Here is a 14,875-nt window from a genome sequence, read left to right on the forward strand (position 1 = left end):
CTACTTCTCCGACCTGCGGGGGCCGTTCCCCGAGGTCGCCCTGATCCCTTCCGGCGGAGTCGACGAAGACAACGCCGCGGAGTTCCTGCGGGCCGGCGCCATCGCCGTGACCGCCGGGACGTCGGTGGTCCAGCCCGCCGACGTAGACGAGGCCCGGTGGGAGCAGATCACCACCAACGCCGCCCGGTTCAGCGCAGCTCTGCGCTGAGACCATCCCCCACCCGATACGGGAGAACCAACCATGCATTGGCTCCAGACGAGCACCACCGGCCTGCTGCTGCTCTGCGGCGCAGCGATCGCCGTCCTCCTCTTCCTGATCATCAAGGTGAAGCTCGAACCCTTCATCGCCCTCTTCATCAGCGGCATCGGCCTCGCTGTCGCGGCCGGCCTGTCCGTCGAGCAGATGGTGGGCACCGCCCTCTCCGCGAAGGAGTCGCTCATCGAGACCGGCTTCGGCGGCGTACTGGGCCACATCGCGCTCATCATCGGTCTCGGCACCGTCCTCGGGTCGCTCCTGGAGCGGTCCGGCGGCGCCGATGTCCTCGCCGCGAGGCTGATCGGCATCTTCGGGGAGCGCGGCACCCCGGTCGCGATGGGCCTGGTCGGCCTGATCTTCGGCATCCCGGTCTTCTTCGACATCGGCATCTTCGTGCTCGCCCCGCTGGTCTACGTCGCCGCACACCGCGGCGGCAAGTCGCTCGTGCTCTACGCCCTGCCGGTCCTGGCCGGCCTGTCGATGACGCACGCCTTCCTGCCTCCCCACCCCGGCCCGACGGCCCTGGGCGGTCTCCTCGGCGTCGACCTCGGCTGGCTGATCATCATGGGCCTGCTGTGCGGTCTGCCCGCGTTCGCCGCGGCCGGCATCCTCTTCCCCACCTGGATCGCCCCGCGCGTCCAGGTCTCGGTGCCCGAGGAGTTCCTGGTCGCGGAGACCGAGGCGGAGCAGGACAAGACGCCCACCACCCCCGTCTCGCTCGCCCTCGTCCTCGGGGTCATCGCGGTGCCGCTGATCCTGATCCTCGGCGCGACCTTCGGCACGATGCTGCTCGACCCGGGCCGGCTGCTCAGCCTGCTCACCTTCTTCGGCAACCCGGCGATCGCGCTCACCATCGCCGTGCTGCTCGCCTTCTGGCTGCTCGGCATCCGGCGCGGGATGAGCCTCGAGGAGATCTCGGAGTTCACCGGCGCCTCGCTGCGGCCGGTCGGCATGATCCTGCTCGTCGTCGGCGCCGGCGCCTTCTTCGGCGCGGTGATCACCGCGACCGGTGTGGGCACCGCGCTCGCCGAGGTGCTCTCCGATGCCGGCCTGCCGATCCTGCTGCTGGCCTACGTCATCTCCTGCACCCTCCGGATCGCCCAGGGCTCCGCGACCGTGGCGATCGTGACCACCGGCGGCATCATCGCGCCGACCCTCGGCACCGGCTACTCGCAGCCCGAGCTCGCCGTGATCGCCGTCGCGATCGCCGCCGGCTCGATCATCCTCAGCCACGTCAACGACGGTGGCTTCTGGATCGTGTCGCGCTACTTCAACATGTCCGTGAAGCAGACGCTGGCCACCTGGACCGTCCTGGAGACGGTGCTCTCCATCGTCGGCTTCGCGGCCGCGGCCGTCGCCTGGGCGATCGTCTGAGGCAGCGGGCCGCCGAGCGCTTCAGGGGCTCCAGCTGGTCTCGGCGGCCCATTGCTCCGCGAGTCTCATCAACAGAGGTTGGGCGGTGGCCTTGATCTGGCCGTAGGCGTAGATGTCCAGCTCCGCCTCGGCGAGCCGGGCCTTGAAACCGCCCCAGGCTCGACGGCTGTCGGAATCCGCACGCAGAAAGTCCCGGAACAGCAGCGCGTACCGAGCCGTCGGGCTCCCTGTCTGACGAATGTGGATGTTGACCGGTCTGCCGCCGGCCGGCGGCGCGAAGACCTTCTTCGGGTACGAGACTCCATCGAGCGGCTCTGCACGGTTCCACGTCTCAGGTCGCTGCCGATAGCCGGCGTCCACGAGCGCACGAAGATCGACATCGCCCACCGACCCGACACGAACCATCGCATCGAGGCAGTCCTTGGCGGGCAGACCAGGCACGGCGGTGGAGCCGATGTGGTCGATGGCGTCGGCGCTCGGGACCAGGCGTCGAAGCTCGACCGTCAGGGCTTCTCCCTCCTCCGACCAGAGCGGCTGGTACGCCACCACCGTCACGGCACCGGCGGCAGACTCATCGGCAAAGGGCACGACTCACGTGTATATCGAACTCAGGACACGGGGGAAAGATCTATCCCCACGCCTTCGCGAGCAGCTCGCGGGTGTCGGTGAGCAGCTGCGGCAGGGTCTTGGTGCGGCCGATGATCGGCATGAAGTTCTGGTCGCCGACCCAGCGGGGCACGATGTGCTGGTGCAGGTGGGCGGCGATGCCGGCGCCGCCCGCGGTGCCCTGGTTCATCCCGATGTTGAAGCCCTCGGCCCGGGAGACGTCGGCGAGGGTGCGTACGGCCTGCTTGGTCAGCACCGCCATCTCGGCGGCCTCCTCGTCGGTGGTCTCGACATAACCGGCGACGTGACGGTAGGGGCACACCATCATGTGACCCGGGGCGTACGGGTAGAGGTTGAGCACCACGAAGCAGGTCTCGCCGCGGTGGACGACCAGCCCTTCGGCGTCCTCGAGCGTCGGCACCCGGCAGAAGGGGCACTTCGTCTCCGAGGGGTCGGTGGGCTTGTTCTCGCCGCGGATGTAGGCCATCCGGTAGGGGGTCCACAGCCGCTCCAGGCCGTCGCCCTCGCCGATGCCGTCCTGGGTGAGCACCCCGTCCATCTCTGTCACGCGGCAAACACTACTTAACCCCTCACAGCCTCATTCGGGCGCTTCCCCGCCCCGCAGCGCGTACGCCCCGGCGACGGCGGCGGCGAGCAGCACGACCAGGCAGGCCGCGGTGATCCCGGACAGGGGCTGCCAGGGGAACGTCAGCGGCGCCTCGGGCACGTCGCGTACGACCGCCTGCCGCATCAGCCAGCCGGTGAATCCGGTGATCGCGCCGCCGACCAGCAGAGCTCCGGCGCCGGTGAACACCGTCTCCCAGAGCGCGGTTCGGCTCACCTGTGCCGGGGTGGCACCGAGGAGTCGGGCGGTGGCGGTCTGGCGGCGGCGCTGGCTCGCCCCGATCAGGACCGCGTTGACGGCGGCGATCGCGGCGTAGACCCCGGCCGGGCCGAGCATCACCCACAGCACGACCGCGTTCATCTCGCGCGCCTCGGCCGAGACCGTGCCGACCCACTCCTCGCCGGTGCTCACCTCGGCCCCGGTGTCCCGGATCGACCGTGCGGTCCCGGCGACGTCCGCGCCGGCGTCGGTGCGCACGAAGACCGTTCCGGTGTCGCGGGCGATCCGGTCGATGCGCGGCAGGTCGTCGGGGACGATGATGTCGCTCCACAGGTTCGGGGCGTCGGGTACGACGGCGACCAGGCGCACCTTGACTCTCCGGCCGTCGATGCGCATCCGGCGGGTCTCGCCGACCCGGACGCCGAGGTCGGTGACGTAGGAGGCGGTGACCGCCATCGCCCGGCCGTGCATGTCGGCGAGGCTTCCCTGCGTCGCCCGCAGGCTCCGCGTGGCGGCCGCGCCGGCGACGTCGACGACCTCGACATCCTCCGGACCGCCGCCGAACCCGACCTGCGCCGTGCGTCGTACGTCGCTCACGCCCACCCCGGGCACGTCCTGGATCCGCTCGGGACGCTCCGCATGCTCGACGACCAGCTCCGACCGGAGCGCCGCCCGGTCGGCACCCTCGCTCCAGTCCGCGGTCGCACCGACCGCGAGCACCATCGAGCCGGCGACCGCCAGGATGGCCACCACCGGCGCCGCCACCGCGGCGGTCATCCGGCTGCTGGTGCGGGCGAGGTCACGGGCCAGATGGGCCGCCGGGTCCCGTCGCGCCACCGTTGCACCGGCGTACGCCGCGAGCGCGGTGTAGAGCAGGCCGCCCACCGCGTTGGCGCCGATCACGGCGACGATCGGCAGGAACATGCCCACCAGCAGGGCGAACAGCAGCGGCATCTCGGGAGCGAGGATCGCGGTCGCGACCAGCGCGCCGGCCGCGGTGAGCGCGACCAGCCCCTGGACCACCGTGGGCCGTCGTCGCTCAAGGACCGCGTCGCGAAGCGCCTCGACCGGTTGCGTACGTCCCGCCCGAGCGCCCGCACGCCGGGCCCCGACCAGGGCGACGCCGACACCGCAGCAGGCGGCGATCGCCCACCCGGTGCCCTGGCTCGGCATCGCGAGCAGGACCGGAGTGACACCGGCCCGGTGCAGGATGCGCAGGACCGGCACCGTCACCGCCGTGCCGAGCAGGCAGCCGGCGACCGTGCCGAGGGCCGCGACGGCGAGCGCCTCGCCGAGGAGCAGGGTCCGCACCTGGCGCGGGGTGGCCCCGAGCAGGCGGAGCAGACCGAGCTCGCGGCGCCGGGTGGCCACCACGAACCCGAAGGTCGAGGAGACCACGAAGAGCGCCAGGAAGAGCGAGATGCCGGCCATGATGCCGAACAGCGACCCGAGGTCGTCGATCTGCGTCCGGGCCTGCTGGTCCAGCCCGTCGGTGGCGGTGCCGAGCGCTCCCAGCATGTTGGTGGCGAGGGTGATCAGGGCGATGCCGCCGGCGAGGGCGACAGTGGCGCCGGCGTACGGAGGCCAGGACTGGCGCAGGCTCTTCAGGCTGTGCGCCGCCATCGCGACGAGGCTCATCGCACGGGCTCCAGCTCGGCCATCCGGGCACCGATCCGAGCCGGGTCGCTGCGCTCCATCTGCCCCACGACCCGGCCGTCGGCGAGGAACAGCACGCTGTCGGCGTACGAGGCGGCGAGCGGGTCGTGGGTGACCATCACGACCGTCTGCGCGGGCCCATGGACGACCGGCGCGTCGACGAGGTTCCGTAGCAGCTCGAGCACGTCACGGCCGGCGTGGCGGTCCAAGGCACCGGTGGGCTCGTCGGCGAAGAGCACCGCGGGCCGGGCGTGCAGCGCACGCGCGATGGCCACGCGCTGCTGCTGGCCACCGGAGAGCTCCGGCGGCCGCCTCCTGGCGAGCCCGTGCAGACCGACCTGCTCGAGCGCCCCGATCACCGCGCCGCGATCCGGACGCCGGCCGGCGAGACGGGCGGGGAGGGCGACGTTGTCGTAGGCGGTGAGAGCGTCGAGCAGGTTGTACTGCTGGAACACGAAGCCCATCGTCTCGCGTCGCAGCTTGGTCAGGGTCGTCCGGTTCAGGCCGGCCAGGTCGGCGCCGGCGACCCGGACGCGGCCCCGGGTGGGCCGGTCGAGGCCGGCCGCGATCTGCATCAGCGTGGACTTGCCCGACCCCGACGGCCCCATGATCGCGGTGAACGTCCCGGAGGCGAAGGCATGGCTCACGCCCCGCAGGGCGTCGACCTTGCCGGAGCGGGAGCGGTAGGTGCGGGTGACGTCGTCGAGGACGACGGCGGGCGGGCCGAGCGGCCGGGGCGCGTGGACGGCGGCCGGGATGGTGGCGGTCATGTCTCCAGCAAACGCGTCCTACGCGGCACACGCCCGGGCGCGGACGCCACGGCGGGGTAGCGCGTGCGCTACCCCGCGACGGGCGCTGAGTGCCTAGGCTCGAGAGTCATGAGACCACCACCCGACGTCTGGGCCGCGCTGCGCTCCTCCCCCTGGCGGCTGCTCGCCTCCAGCTGGCCCTGGCGCGCCCTGGCCTACCTGGCCTCCGGCGCTCTGATCGGTCTCGTCGTCGCCTTCCTGCTGTTCGTGCTGGTCGGCGTCGGGCTGCTCACCCTGGTCCTCCTGGTCGGGGTGCTGGTCCTCGCCGGGATCCCGCTGCTGGCGTCACTCGTCGCCGACATGGAGCGGGTACGCCTCCGGCTGATCCTTCCCGAGGTCCGCCCAGGACCGGCCGAGCCGCCGGAGCCGATCGCCTGGAGCGACCGGCTCCGGGCTCTGCGCCGACTGCGGGTCTCCGGACCCGAGGTCGGCTACACCGTGCTGGTCGCCACGGTGCTGTGGGTGGTCGACGCCGTCGCGATCAACCTGATCATCACCATCCCGGGTGTCCTCGTGCTCGCCCCGGTTCTGGTCCGGCTCGACGCTCCGATCGCCTTCGGCCCCTGGCAGCTCACCACGCCCACGGAGGCCTGGATCGCCGTGGTCCCGGGGCTGGTGCTGCTGATCGTCGGCCTGTACGCCGCCACCCTCCTCGCCGCCGCCCAGGCCAGCCTGGCCCGGCTCCTGCTCGAACCGGCCCAGACGCGGATGGCCGCGGCCGTCGCCGAGCTCCGCCGATCACGCGTCGACCTCGTCGACGCCTTCGAGACCGAACGCAGCCGGATCGAGCGCGACCTCCACGACGGCGCGCAGCAGCGGCTGGTCGCGCTGACCATGACCCTCGGCCTCGCCGAGCTGGAGGTGCCCGAGGGTGCCGGGCTCGACCTCGTCCGGCACGCCCACGCCCAGGCCGAGACGGCGCTGGCCGAGCTTCGCGCCACCGTCCGCGGGATCCACCCGCGGGTGCTGGTCGACCACGGGCTCACCGCTGCCGTCCGCGAGCTCGCCGACGCCTCCGGGATCCCGGTCTCGGTCGACCTGCGGGTCGACGGCCGGCTGCCGGCGCCGGTCGAGGCCGCGGCGTACTTCCTGGTCGCCGAGGCGCTCACCAACGCGGTCCGCCATGCCGGTGCCTGTTCCGCCCGCGTCGAGGGCCACGTCACCGGTGACCGGCTGGAGGTCGGCGTACGCGATGATGGGGCCGGCGGCGCCGCCGTGCGTCCCGGGGGCGGGCTGGCCGGCCTGGCCACCCGTCTGGCCGCCCTGGACGGCCACCTCGAGGTCACCAGCCCACCGGGCGGACCGACGGAAGTGAGGATGACGTGCCCGACCGTGCTTCCGTGAGGGCTCCGCTGAGGATCGTCCTGGCCGAGGACGCCGCGCTGCTGCGCGAGGGCCTCCTCGCCATCCTCGAGCGAGCCGGCCACGAGGTCATCGCTGCTGTCGGCGACGCGGACGCCCTGCTCGCCTTCACCGACCACACCCGTCCGGACGTGGTCATCACCGACATCCGGATGCCTCCGACCCACACCGACGAAGGGCTGCGTGCCGCCGCCGAGCTCCGCCGGCGGCACCGCGACCTGGCCGTCCTCGTGCTCTCCGCCTACGTCGCCGACGCCTACCTCGCCGAGCTCCTCGACACCACCGGTGGCGGCGGCATCGGCTACCTGCTCAAGGACCGGGTCGGCCACGTCCGGGACTTCCTCGACAGCCTGGACCGGGTCGCCGGCGGCGAGACCGTCGTCGACCCCCAGGTCGTACGCGGCCTCCTCAGCCGGCACCAGCCCGACGGTCCGCTCGACGTGCTCTCCGAGCGCGAGCGCGAGGTCCTGGGCCTGATGGCCGAGGGCCGCACCAACGGCAGCATCGCCACCACGCTCTTCGTCTCCGAGGCCGCCGTCCGCAAGCATGTCGGCAACATCTTCGCCAAGCTCCGGCTCGACCCGACCACCGACCGACGCGTCTCCGCCGTCCTCGCCTACCTGCGCGAGGCCTAGATGCCCTGCTCGCGGGGCCAGGTTCTCGCGGAACGACGATCGTGACATGAATCTGACAGCAGTCTGTCAGCGTCGCGCACCACCATGAGCGTCATGAGAATCCACCGGAAGATCAGATCAACGCGGATCGGCGTCGTGCTGGCCGGAGCAGTGATGGCCATCGCAACGTCGATCTCACTCGCTCCCGCCCCCGCGAACGCCATGTACGTCGACACCGCTTCGTGCCCGACCCTTGACGGCTGGGTGCGCGAGCAGAAGTGGGACAGCCAGCGGCAGGCTTGGCGCGACCACCACAAGTTCTACAACTACGGCTATTACAACTTCTCGAACGAGTACGGCACGCGCAGGATCGTCAACTGCCAGACCGGCAACGCGATGGCCTACCTCTGCTACGGCTACAACGGCACGAACTGCACAGTGCCGGTCTACGTTCATTTCACCTGGGAAGGCTCGATCACTCCGTTCAACTCGATCAAGCTGGCGCCCTGATCTCGGTCGGTCCGGGCTGCTTTCGCCCTGGCGGGGGCATCACACCTGGACCGAACCGGTCCGGCGACGGGTGACGTGGACGAGCAGCGCGAAGGCGGCGACCTGCAGCCCGCCGATCACCCCGGCCAGGACCGGGACGTGTCCGGTGACCAGCGCACCGGCGAGGCCACCGCCGGCGAGCGCGCCGAGGCCCTGGACAGCGGCGAACACCCCGTAGGCCGTGGCCCGGCGAGGCGCGGGGACGAGGTCGGCGACGTACGCCTTCACCGTCGAGTCCTGGATGCCGTAGGCCACGCCCCACACCACGACCCCGGCCAGCACCAGCCAGAGCTGGGAGGCGAAGACGCACAGCGGCACCAGAGCGACGAGGACCGGGACGACCAGGAGCACCCGGCTGCCACGACGATCGAAGAGATGGCCGGTGCCGAGCGCCGCGACGGCCTCGACCGCCATCGCCAGGGCATAGACGAGGGGGACGGCGGCCGCGAGAAGGAGACCGTCCTCGACCATCCGGAAGGAGATGACACCGAACGTCATCAGGCCGGCGGTCATCATCGCGGCGGCCACGGAGAAGAGGTGGAACGTACGCGGCAGGTCACTGCCGGTCACGGCTCGGCCGATCGCCGCGAGCGTGCTCGACGCAGGGGCCGCCGGGTCGGCACCTGTCGCGGTCTCGAGCTCGGGCTCGGTCACTATCGGCGCCCGGCGGCGCAGCTGGGCCAGCAGCAGGAGCGAGATCGCGCCGGGGACGGCAAGGAGGGCGAAGCCCGGCCAGATCAGCCCGGTCGCAGCGGCGACGCCGGCGAGCAGGAGCGGTCCGGAGAAGGCCCCGACCTGGTCCAAGGCCTTGTGGACGGCGAACCCCTTGCCCCTGCCGGTGGAGGTGGCCATCCGAGCCAGCAGGGCCGACTTGGCGGGGCTCCGGACAGCCTTCCCGGTGCGCTCGAGCAGGATCAGGGTCGCGGCGACGGCGAGCCCGGCAGCGCCGAGGAACGGCGTGACCGCGAGCAGCGGGACGCAGACCGCGGTCATGGCGTAGCCGAGCACGGTCAGCCGCCAGTGGTTGTGGCTCCGGTCGGCCCACACGCCGGTCACCAGCCGCAGCACGAGCGCGATCCCCTCGCCGGCACCGGTGATCAGGCCGACGGTCAGCGCGGAGGCGCCGAGGCTGCCGAGGAACGGCCCGGTCATCGCCCGCATGCCCTCGTAGACCATGTCGGCGCAGAGACTGACCAGGCCGAAGGCGAAGACCGTACGCCACGGCGTCCAGGCCCTGGGTCCCCCGGCGGGGCCAGCGTCGTGGCCGGACGATGTCTGCGTCACGTGGATCGATTCTCGCAGGGGACCTCGCGCCAGTGCTCACCCAGAGTGCCGACGTTCGCGGAGGCCAGCGGACCGGCCAGCAGGTGCTCGGTCGCTGCCAACGTACGCCGCCAGTCGCCGTGCGGCGCGTGGAGGTCGGTGTCGTGCAGCAGGACCGTTCCGCCGGGCTGCAGCGTACGCAGGACGGTCGCGACGACGGTGGCCGGTGAGGCCGTTCGCTCCCACTCGCGTCCCCAGGCCGTCCACAGCACGGGAGTCAGGCCGAGGGCACGGCAGGCCAGGACGGCCTCGCCACTGGGCACCCCGTACGGCGGCCGATACCAGGTGACCTGGGCGCCGCTGATGTCCTCGACGACGTCGCGCGCCCGGCGCATCCCACGGGTCAGCCTGGTGGGTGGCAGCGCCAGGGTGCAGCGGTGCGTCCAGCCGTGGATCGCCAGCTCGTGCCCTTCCCGGCTGATCCGCCGGATCAGCTCGGGGTGCTCGACGGCCTGGGAGCCCAGGACGAAGAACGTCGCCCTCCGGCCGTGCGTGGCGAGGAGGTCGAGGAACGCCGGTGTGCTGGCCGGGTCGGGCCCGTCGTCGAAGGTGAGCGCGATGTGGGATCCGCCGCCGGCTCCCCGGGTGGCCGCGACCCGGCTCATGCCGCCACCTCCGTCGGGACGTGTCCGGTGATCAGGTCGAGGAGCTCGGGCGCACCCATGGGCAGGTGGCTCCGCCGCGGGGCGAGTCCGGCGCCGGCGAGGAACCGGGCGAGGTCCGTCGAGGTGCGGGCCCACGGGATCAGGCCGGCCGCTTCCAGGTTGACCGAGTTCGCGACACCGTGGCCCGGCAGCGGCCGGTAGGTGACCACCGGCGTACCGGAGGCCAGCGCCTCCAGCGAGGTGAACCCGCCGGCGTTCTGCACGACGCAGTCGCAGGCGCTCGTCAGCGCCGGGATGTCGTCACGCCAGCCGAGCGCGACGACGCCGGGGATCCGGGACAGACGGCGACGCAGCCGGGTGTCGGTGCCGCACAGCACGACCGGCGTCATCCGTCCGTCGGCGAGGAGGTCGCGCGCGGTGGCCTCCAGCCGTCCCATGCCCAACGAGCCACCGGTGACCAGAGCCCAGGGTCCGGCGATGTCACCGGGCATCGGCTCCTGGCGGGGAGCGCCGAGCCCTGCCGGCCGCTCCGGGATGAGCGGCCGCACGACCGCCGTACGTCCGCCCCACCGCCGCGCCTCGGCGGCCGCGACCTCATGGATGGCGAGGTTGAGATCGACGCCGGCGTGGATCCACAGGGGGTGGACGGAGGTGTCGGTGAGGTAGGTGACCACGGGAGCCGCGAGCATGCCGGTCACGCGGGCGTGCCCGAGCACTTGGGCACCGAACGGATGCGTGGTGAGGACCAGGTCGCAGCCCCGCGTAGCCTCGACGATCCGGGCCGCGGTCGCGGCGAGGAGCCGGGTCACGACCCGGTACGCGGCGTGGTCCGGTTCGAGCAGCCGCAGGGTGGTCTCCCACGAGCCGGGCCGGCGCCGGAGCTGGGCGTAGTAGACGCGCCGCAGGAGCGGACCGAGCCGGAACGGCAGCAGGGTCACGACGTCGTGGATCTCGACGTCACAGCCCGCGGCCATCAGGACACGGGCGATCTCGCGAGCGGCGGAGTTGTGACCGGCGCCGTAGCTGCCGGTGATCACCGCGACCCGGGGCGTCCCCGGGGCGAGGGCGAGCAGCGGCACCGCCGCGATGGGCATGGTCTGAGTCGTCATGGCGGCGAGGATGACTCCCTGCGGATGAAGGATTGATGAAACCCGAGGCGCATTCATCCAGCCTTCATGCACGCGTTCTTAGCGTGCGAGTGTGACCCTTCCTGTCAGCGGGCCGACGGCACCCGCGACCCCGGTGACCGCACCGCCCGTCCGCGCCCGGCGGTGGGCGACGGCCGGCGTCGTCATCCTCGCGATGCTGGTGGCCACGGCGGCGTGGCTGCCGTTCCTCGCCCGGCCGTTGTCGGCGGACGAGAGTGGGTTCCTGATGCTCGCGCAGCAGTGGTGGCCGGGGCACTCGTTGTACGGCGATCTCTGGGTCGACCGGCCGCCGCTGCTGGTCTGGCTGTTCGCCGCGGCGGGGAATCTCGGCCCGGGCGGTGCGACGGCGACAGGGTTCGTGGCGCCGGGGGTCAAGATCCTCGGCGCCCTGGCCAGCGCGACGTCGGTGGGGCTCGCGGGCATCCTCGCAAGCCTGGTCTCGCCGACGCGCCGCGGCCGGATCGCCTGCGTCGTGCTGGCCGCCGCGCTGCTGTCCAGCCCGCTGCTGGCGATGCCCGAGGTCAACGGTGAGCTGCTCGCGGTGCCGTTCGTCCTGGCCGGGCTGGTGTGTCTGATCGTGGCGCTGCGCGGATCCTGGGGATGGCGTACGGCCGGCCTGGCCGTCGGTGCCGGCGCGGCCGGCATGGCCGCGGCGCTGGTCAAGCAGAACGTCCTCGACGTGTTCGTGTTCGCCGCCGTCCTCGTCGTGGTCTCCGTCGGGCACGTGCCTCGGCTCGGGAGACGCGTCGCCGCGTTCGCCGGTGGCGCGATCACCGTCCTCGGCGCGGCGCTCGCCGGGGCCTGGGCCCGCGGCACCTCGGCCGCCGGCCTGTGGGACGCCGTCGTGACCTTCCGCGGCCAGGCCTCCGAGGTGATCAACGCCTCCGCTTCGAGCGCGACCCTTCTCCGTGGGGCGGAGCTCGTCGCGGCGTCGGTGGTCTCCGGCGTCGCGGTGTTGCTGGTCGTCGCGGTGGCGGCGATCCTCACGCACCGGACCCGCCTCGCCTGGCCGGCTCTCGCGCTGACCGCCTGGGAGGTGTTCGGGATCGCCGCGGGCGGCAGCTACTGGCTGCACTACCTGACCGGCATCGTTCCCGGCCTGGTGCTGCTGGTGGCGATCGCCCCGCCGCGGGCAGGGCGTGCCCTGACCCGCGCCGTGGCCTACACGGTCGCGGTCACCCTCACCGTGTGGACCTATCGGGTCGCCTCCCCGCCTCCGCCCTCCCCCGAGGCGCAGGTCTCCACCTACCTGCGCGAGCACGCGCACAGCTCCACTGATAGCGTCGTGGTCGGGTTCGGCCACCCCGAGATCGTCGCCGCGAGCGGCCAGTACAGCGCCTACGAGTATCTGTGGAGCCTGCCGGTGCGGGTTCGCGACCCCGAGCTGAACCGGCTGCACTCCGTGCTGGCGGGGCCCTCGGCCCCGCGGTGGGTCGTCGTCGACGGCGGCAGTCTCGACACGTGGGGACTGAACGCCGACGACGCCCAGCAGTATCTCGTGCGGCATTACGTTGAGAGGGTGACCTACGACAACTGGCACGTCTGGGAGCGCCGGAGACCCGAAGGGACGTGGCGATGAGGATTCTGGTCGCCGAGGACGACGTACGCCTCGCCAGCCTGCTCGAGCAGTCTCTCACCGAGGCGGGCTGGCAGGTCGACGTCGCCCACAACGGGCGGGTCGCCTACGAGCGCCTGCTGAGCGATGCCGGCTACGACGTCGCGCTCCTCGACTGGATGCTGCCCGGCCTCGACGGCGTCACCGTCGCACGCCGGCTGCGCGACCTGGGGCTGGCGACGCCGATCCTGATGCTCACCGCCCGCAGCGACGTACGCGATCGGATCAGCGGGCTCGACGCCGGTGCCGACGATTACCTGCCCAAGCCGTTCGACCTCGACGAGCTCCTGGCACGACTACGCGCGCTCTACCGGCGTGGCGGGTTCAGCGGCGAGGCACCCGCGCAGATCGGCGACCTGGTGGTCGATCCCGGCGCACGCCGGGTCACCCGTGGCGGCGTCGAGATCACCCTGTCCACCCGCGAGTTCGACATCCTCTATCTGCTCGCCTCGCACGCCGGGCAGGTCGTCACCCGGCTGCGGATCCTCGACGAGGTCTGGGACGGCGAGACCGACCTGCGCAGCAACGTCATCGACGTGCACGTGGCCGCGATCCGCGGCAAGATCGACCGACCGTTCGGCACCGACACGATCACCACCCTGCGCGGAGCCGGCTACCGCCTCGAGACGGCGCCGTCGAGCCGATGAGCTCGCTGACCGTTCGCCTCTCCCGGCTGCCGCTGCGGGTACGCCTCGTCGCCGGCTTCTCCGCCGCGAGCCTCGTCGTCCTGATCGCCGCCGGGGTCTTCGTCTACTGGCGCGTCGACTACGCGCTCGACCGTGGCCTCGACACCGAGCTCACCCAGGCCCGCCACGCGCTCGAGCCGCTGGTCGGCGCCGATGGCCGGGTCAGTACCCGGTCCGCGGCCGATGCCACCGGCGTTCCCTGGCAGGTGCTGGGCGCGGACGGCACCGTCATCGACCGCGGGGGAGCAGCGGGGACCACTCCCCTGGTGCCCGAATCCCGGCTGGACCGGGTGACCACGACGCCGCGCACCTTCAACGTCGGCGACTTCCTGCCCGCCGCCGCCAAACCGTATCGGCTGCAGGTGGTCCGGCTCTCGACCTCACCGCGGCGCTACCTGCTGGTCGGCGTGCGGCGCGACCACCGCGACGAGGCGTTGCGCGAGCTTCTCCTCCAGCTCGGCCTCGCTGGCCTCGGCGCCCTGTGCGTCACCGCGCTGGTCGGCGACCGGCTGGCCCGCGCCGCGCTGCGCCCGGTCGAACGCTATCGGCGCCAGGCCGCCGCGATCACCGCCGGCAACACGAGTCTTCGGCTCGACGTGCCACCTCAACGCGACGACGAGATCACCCGCCTGGGCGACACCTTCAACGACATGCTCACCAGTCTCGAGGCAGCGCTGGACCGGGAGCGACAGTTCGTCACCGAGGCCAGCCACGAGCTGCGTACGCCGATCACGCTGCTGACCAGCCGGATCCAGCTGGCGCTGCGACGTCCTCGCAGCGCGGTCGAGCACGAGCGCATCCTCACCGAGCTCATGGTCGACCTGGACCGGCTCGCCGCGCTCTCGGAGCAGCTGCTCCAGATCGGCCGGTCCGAGGGCAGCCACCCGGCAGGGCATGCCGACCTGGTGACCGTCACGGCGCGTACGGTCAACCAGCGTCGGCTTGCCGATCCCGATCACGCCGGCAGCCTCACCGTGACCCTTCCCGAAGAACCCGTGCCCGCGCCGATGGCGGACTTCGAGCTGGAGCGGGTGCTCAGCAACCTGCTCGACAACGCCTCGACCCACGGCGCACCACCCGTGCAGGTGAGCGTGGACGAGCCGGCCCCAGGGTGGGCGCGGCTGACGGTCGCGGACGCCGGCCCCGGGATGCCACCCGCGTTGCTGACCACGGCGACGCAGCGCTTCACCCGCGCCGAGGAGGCGCGCGCACGACCCGGCTCGGGACTGGGCCTGTCCCTGGTCGGCACGCTCGTCTCTCGCGCCGGCGGCGAGCTGAGGCTGTGCCACGACGGCCGCCACGCCACGTACGGCTTCCCCGCTCCGGTCACGTGCACCCACGGTTCGGAGATGACGGTCACCGTGCTCCTGCCGACCGACCGCACCGATCCCACCGGTTAATCCGTCCTTCACGTCCGGATCCGTACGG

General features: G+C 72.3%; 14 protein-coding genes and 1 pseudogene. 8 read left to right on the forward strand and 7 right to left on the reverse strand.

Annotation, left to right across the window (positions count from 1 at the left end; translation table 11 throughout):
* Positions 1-208 (forward strand): annotated as a pseudogene (locus ACFU7D_RS14630) (2-dehydro-3-deoxyphosphogluconate aldolase); the annotation flags it as partial.
* A gap of 33 nt (positions 209-241) precedes the next feature.
* On the forward strand, positions 242-1,630 hold the full coding sequence (locus ACFU7D_RS14635; protein ID WP_378868144.1) for a GntP family permease: 1,389 nt from the start codon (positions 242-244) through the stop codon (positions 1,628-1,630).
* 21 nt (positions 1,631-1,651) lie between these two features.
* Here ACFU7D_RS14635 and ACFU7D_RS14640 read toward each other — a convergent pair whose 3' ends face one another.
* The 4 genes from ACFU7D_RS14640 to ACFU7D_RS14655 are packed head-to-tail and all read right to left on the reverse strand — an operon-like array spanning position 1,652 to position 5,506.
* Positions 1,652-2,218: a GrpB family protein gene (locus tag ACFU7D_RS14640; RefSeq protein ID WP_378868146.1), complete on the reverse strand. Its 567-nt coding sequence runs from the start codon at positions 2,216-2,218 to the stop codon at positions 1,652-1,654.
* Between the two features lie 40 nt (positions 2,219-2,258).
* The gene (locus ACFU7D_RS14645) at positions 2,259-2,795 is read right to left on the reverse strand and encodes an HIT family protein (RefSeq protein WP_378726843.1); all 537 of its coding nucleotides are present in this window, start codon (positions 2,793-2,795) and stop codon (positions 2,259-2,261) included.
* Between the two features lie 39 nt (positions 2,796-2,834).
* On the reverse strand, positions 2,835-4,718 hold the full coding sequence (locus ACFU7D_RS14650) for an FtsX-like permease family protein (protein ID WP_378868149.1): 1,884 nt from the start codon (positions 4,716-4,718) through the stop codon (positions 2,835-2,837).
* Positions 4,715-5,506, reverse strand: coding sequence for an ABC transporter ATP-binding protein (locus ACFU7D_RS14655; protein ID WP_378868151.1), 792 nt, complete (start codon positions 5,504-5,506; stop codon positions 4,715-4,717). Before ACFU7D_RS14655 ends, ACFU7D_RS14650 begins: the two co-directional genes overlap by 4 nt.
* Positions 5,507-5,614: 108 nt before the next feature.
* On the opposite strand from ACFU7D_RS14655, the gene ACFU7D_RS14660 reads away from it, so the two are divergent.
* From ACFU7D_RS14660 to ACFU7D_RS14670, 3 genes are all read left to right on the forward strand, one after another.
* The gene (locus ACFU7D_RS14660) at positions 5,615-6,889 is read left to right on the forward strand and encodes a sensor domain-containing protein (protein ID WP_378868154.1); all 1,275 of its coding nucleotides are present in this window, start codon (positions 5,615-5,617) and stop codon (positions 6,887-6,889) included.
* Positions 6,890-6,897: 8 nt separating this feature from the next.
* Positions 6,898-7,542: a response regulator gene (locus ACFU7D_RS14665; protein ID WP_378868189.1), complete on the forward strand. Its 645-nt coding sequence runs from the start codon at positions 6,898-6,900 to the stop codon at positions 7,540-7,542.
* Between the two features lie 93 nt (positions 7,543-7,635).
* Positions 7,636-8,031: a hypothetical protein gene (locus ACFU7D_RS14670; RefSeq protein ID WP_378868156.1), complete on the forward strand. Its 396-nt coding sequence runs from the start codon at positions 7,636-7,638 to the stop codon at positions 8,029-8,031.
* Between the two features lie 39 nt (positions 8,032-8,070).
* Here the strand turns inward: ACFU7D_RS14670 and ACFU7D_RS14675 are convergent, their stop codons facing one another.
* The 3 genes from ACFU7D_RS14675 to ACFU7D_RS14685 are packed head-to-tail and all read right to left on the reverse strand — an operon-like array spanning position 8,071 to position 11,107.
* A complete protein-coding gene (locus ACFU7D_RS14675; RefSeq protein WP_378868159.1) occupies positions 8,071-9,354 on the reverse strand; it encodes an MFS transporter in 1,284 nt (427 codons plus the stop codon).
* Positions 9,351-9,998, reverse strand: a complete 648-nt coding sequence (locus ACFU7D_RS14680; protein WP_378726758.1) for a polysaccharide deacetylase family protein — start codon at positions 9,996-9,998, stop codon at positions 9,351-9,353. Before ACFU7D_RS14680 ends, ACFU7D_RS14675 begins: the two co-directional genes overlap by 4 nt.
* Positions 9,995-11,107, reverse strand: coding sequence for a galactosyldiacylglycerol synthase (locus ACFU7D_RS14685; RefSeq protein WP_378868162.1), 1,113 nt, complete (start codon positions 11,105-11,107; stop codon positions 9,995-9,997). Before ACFU7D_RS14685 ends, ACFU7D_RS14680 begins: the two co-directional genes overlap by 4 nt.
* A gap of 91 nt (positions 11,108-11,198) precedes the next feature.
* Between ACFU7D_RS14685 and ACFU7D_RS14690 the strand changes: the two genes are divergently transcribed.
* The 3 genes from ACFU7D_RS14690 to ACFU7D_RS14700 are packed head-to-tail and all read left to right on the forward strand — an operon-like array spanning position 11,199 to position 14,847.
* Positions 11,199-12,725 carry a hypothetical protein gene (locus tag ACFU7D_RS14690; RefSeq protein ID WP_378868163.1) on the forward strand — a complete coding sequence of 509 codons (1,527 nt, stop codon included), beginning with the start codon at positions 11,199-11,201 and terminating at the stop codon, positions 12,723-12,725.
* A complete protein-coding gene (locus ACFU7D_RS14695; protein ID WP_378868165.1) occupies positions 12,722-13,408 on the forward strand; it encodes a response regulator transcription factor in 687 nt (228 codons plus the stop codon). The genes ACFU7D_RS14690 and ACFU7D_RS14695 overlap by 4 nt, the downstream gene beginning before the upstream one ends.
* A complete protein-coding gene (locus ACFU7D_RS14700) occupies positions 13,405-14,847 on the forward strand; it encodes a sensor histidine kinase (protein ID WP_378868168.1) in 1,443 nt (480 codons plus the stop codon). The genes ACFU7D_RS14695 and ACFU7D_RS14700 overlap by 4 nt, the downstream gene beginning before the upstream one ends.
* Positions 14,848-14,875 lie beyond the last annotated feature (28 nt).

Origin of the sequence: Nocardioides sp. NPDC057577 (assembly GCF_042801335.1) — a bacterium.
Lineage (GTDB): Bacteria > Actinomycetota > Actinomycetes > Propionibacteriales > Nocardioidaceae > Nocardioides.

Coding starts and splice junctions, on each gene's coding strand:
- ACFU7D_RS14635 (WP_378868144.1), top strand. CDS start 242: ATGCATTGGCTCCAGACGAGCACCACCGGCCTGCTGCTGCTCTGCGGC.
- ACFU7D_RS14645 (WP_378726843.1), bottom strand. CDS start 2,795: ATGGACGGGGTGCTCACCCAGGACGGCATCGGCGAGGGCGACGGCCTG.
- ACFU7D_RS14650 (WP_378868149.1), bottom strand. CDS start 4,718: ATGAGCCTCGTCGCGATGGCGGCGCACAGCCTGAAGAGCCTGCGCCAG.
- ACFU7D_RS14655 (WP_378868151.1), bottom strand. CDS start 5,506: ATGACCGCCACCATCCCGGCCGCCGTCCACGCGCCCCGGCCGCTCGGC.
- ACFU7D_RS14660 (WP_378868154.1), top strand. CDS start 5,615: ATGAGACCACCACCCGACGTCTGGGCCGCGCTGCGCTCCTCCCCCTGG.
- ACFU7D_RS14670 (WP_378868156.1), top strand. CDS start 7,636: ATGAGAATCCACCGGAAGATCAGATCAACGCGGATCGGCGTCGTGCTG.
- ACFU7D_RS14680 (WP_378726758.1), bottom strand. CDS start 9,998: ATGAGCCGGGTCGCGGCCACCCGGGGAGCCGGCGGCGGATCCCACATC.
- ACFU7D_RS14685 (WP_378868162.1), bottom strand. CDS start 11,107: ATGACGACTCAGACCATGCCCATCGCGGCGGTGCCGCTGCTCGCCCTC.
- ACFU7D_RS14695 (WP_378868165.1), top strand. CDS start 12,722: ATGAGGATTCTGGTCGCCGAGGACGACGTACGCCTCGCCAGCCTGCTC.
- ACFU7D_RS14700 (WP_378868168.1), top strand. CDS start 13,405: ATGAGCTCGCTGACCGTTCGCCTCTCCCGGCTGCCGCTGCGGGTACGC.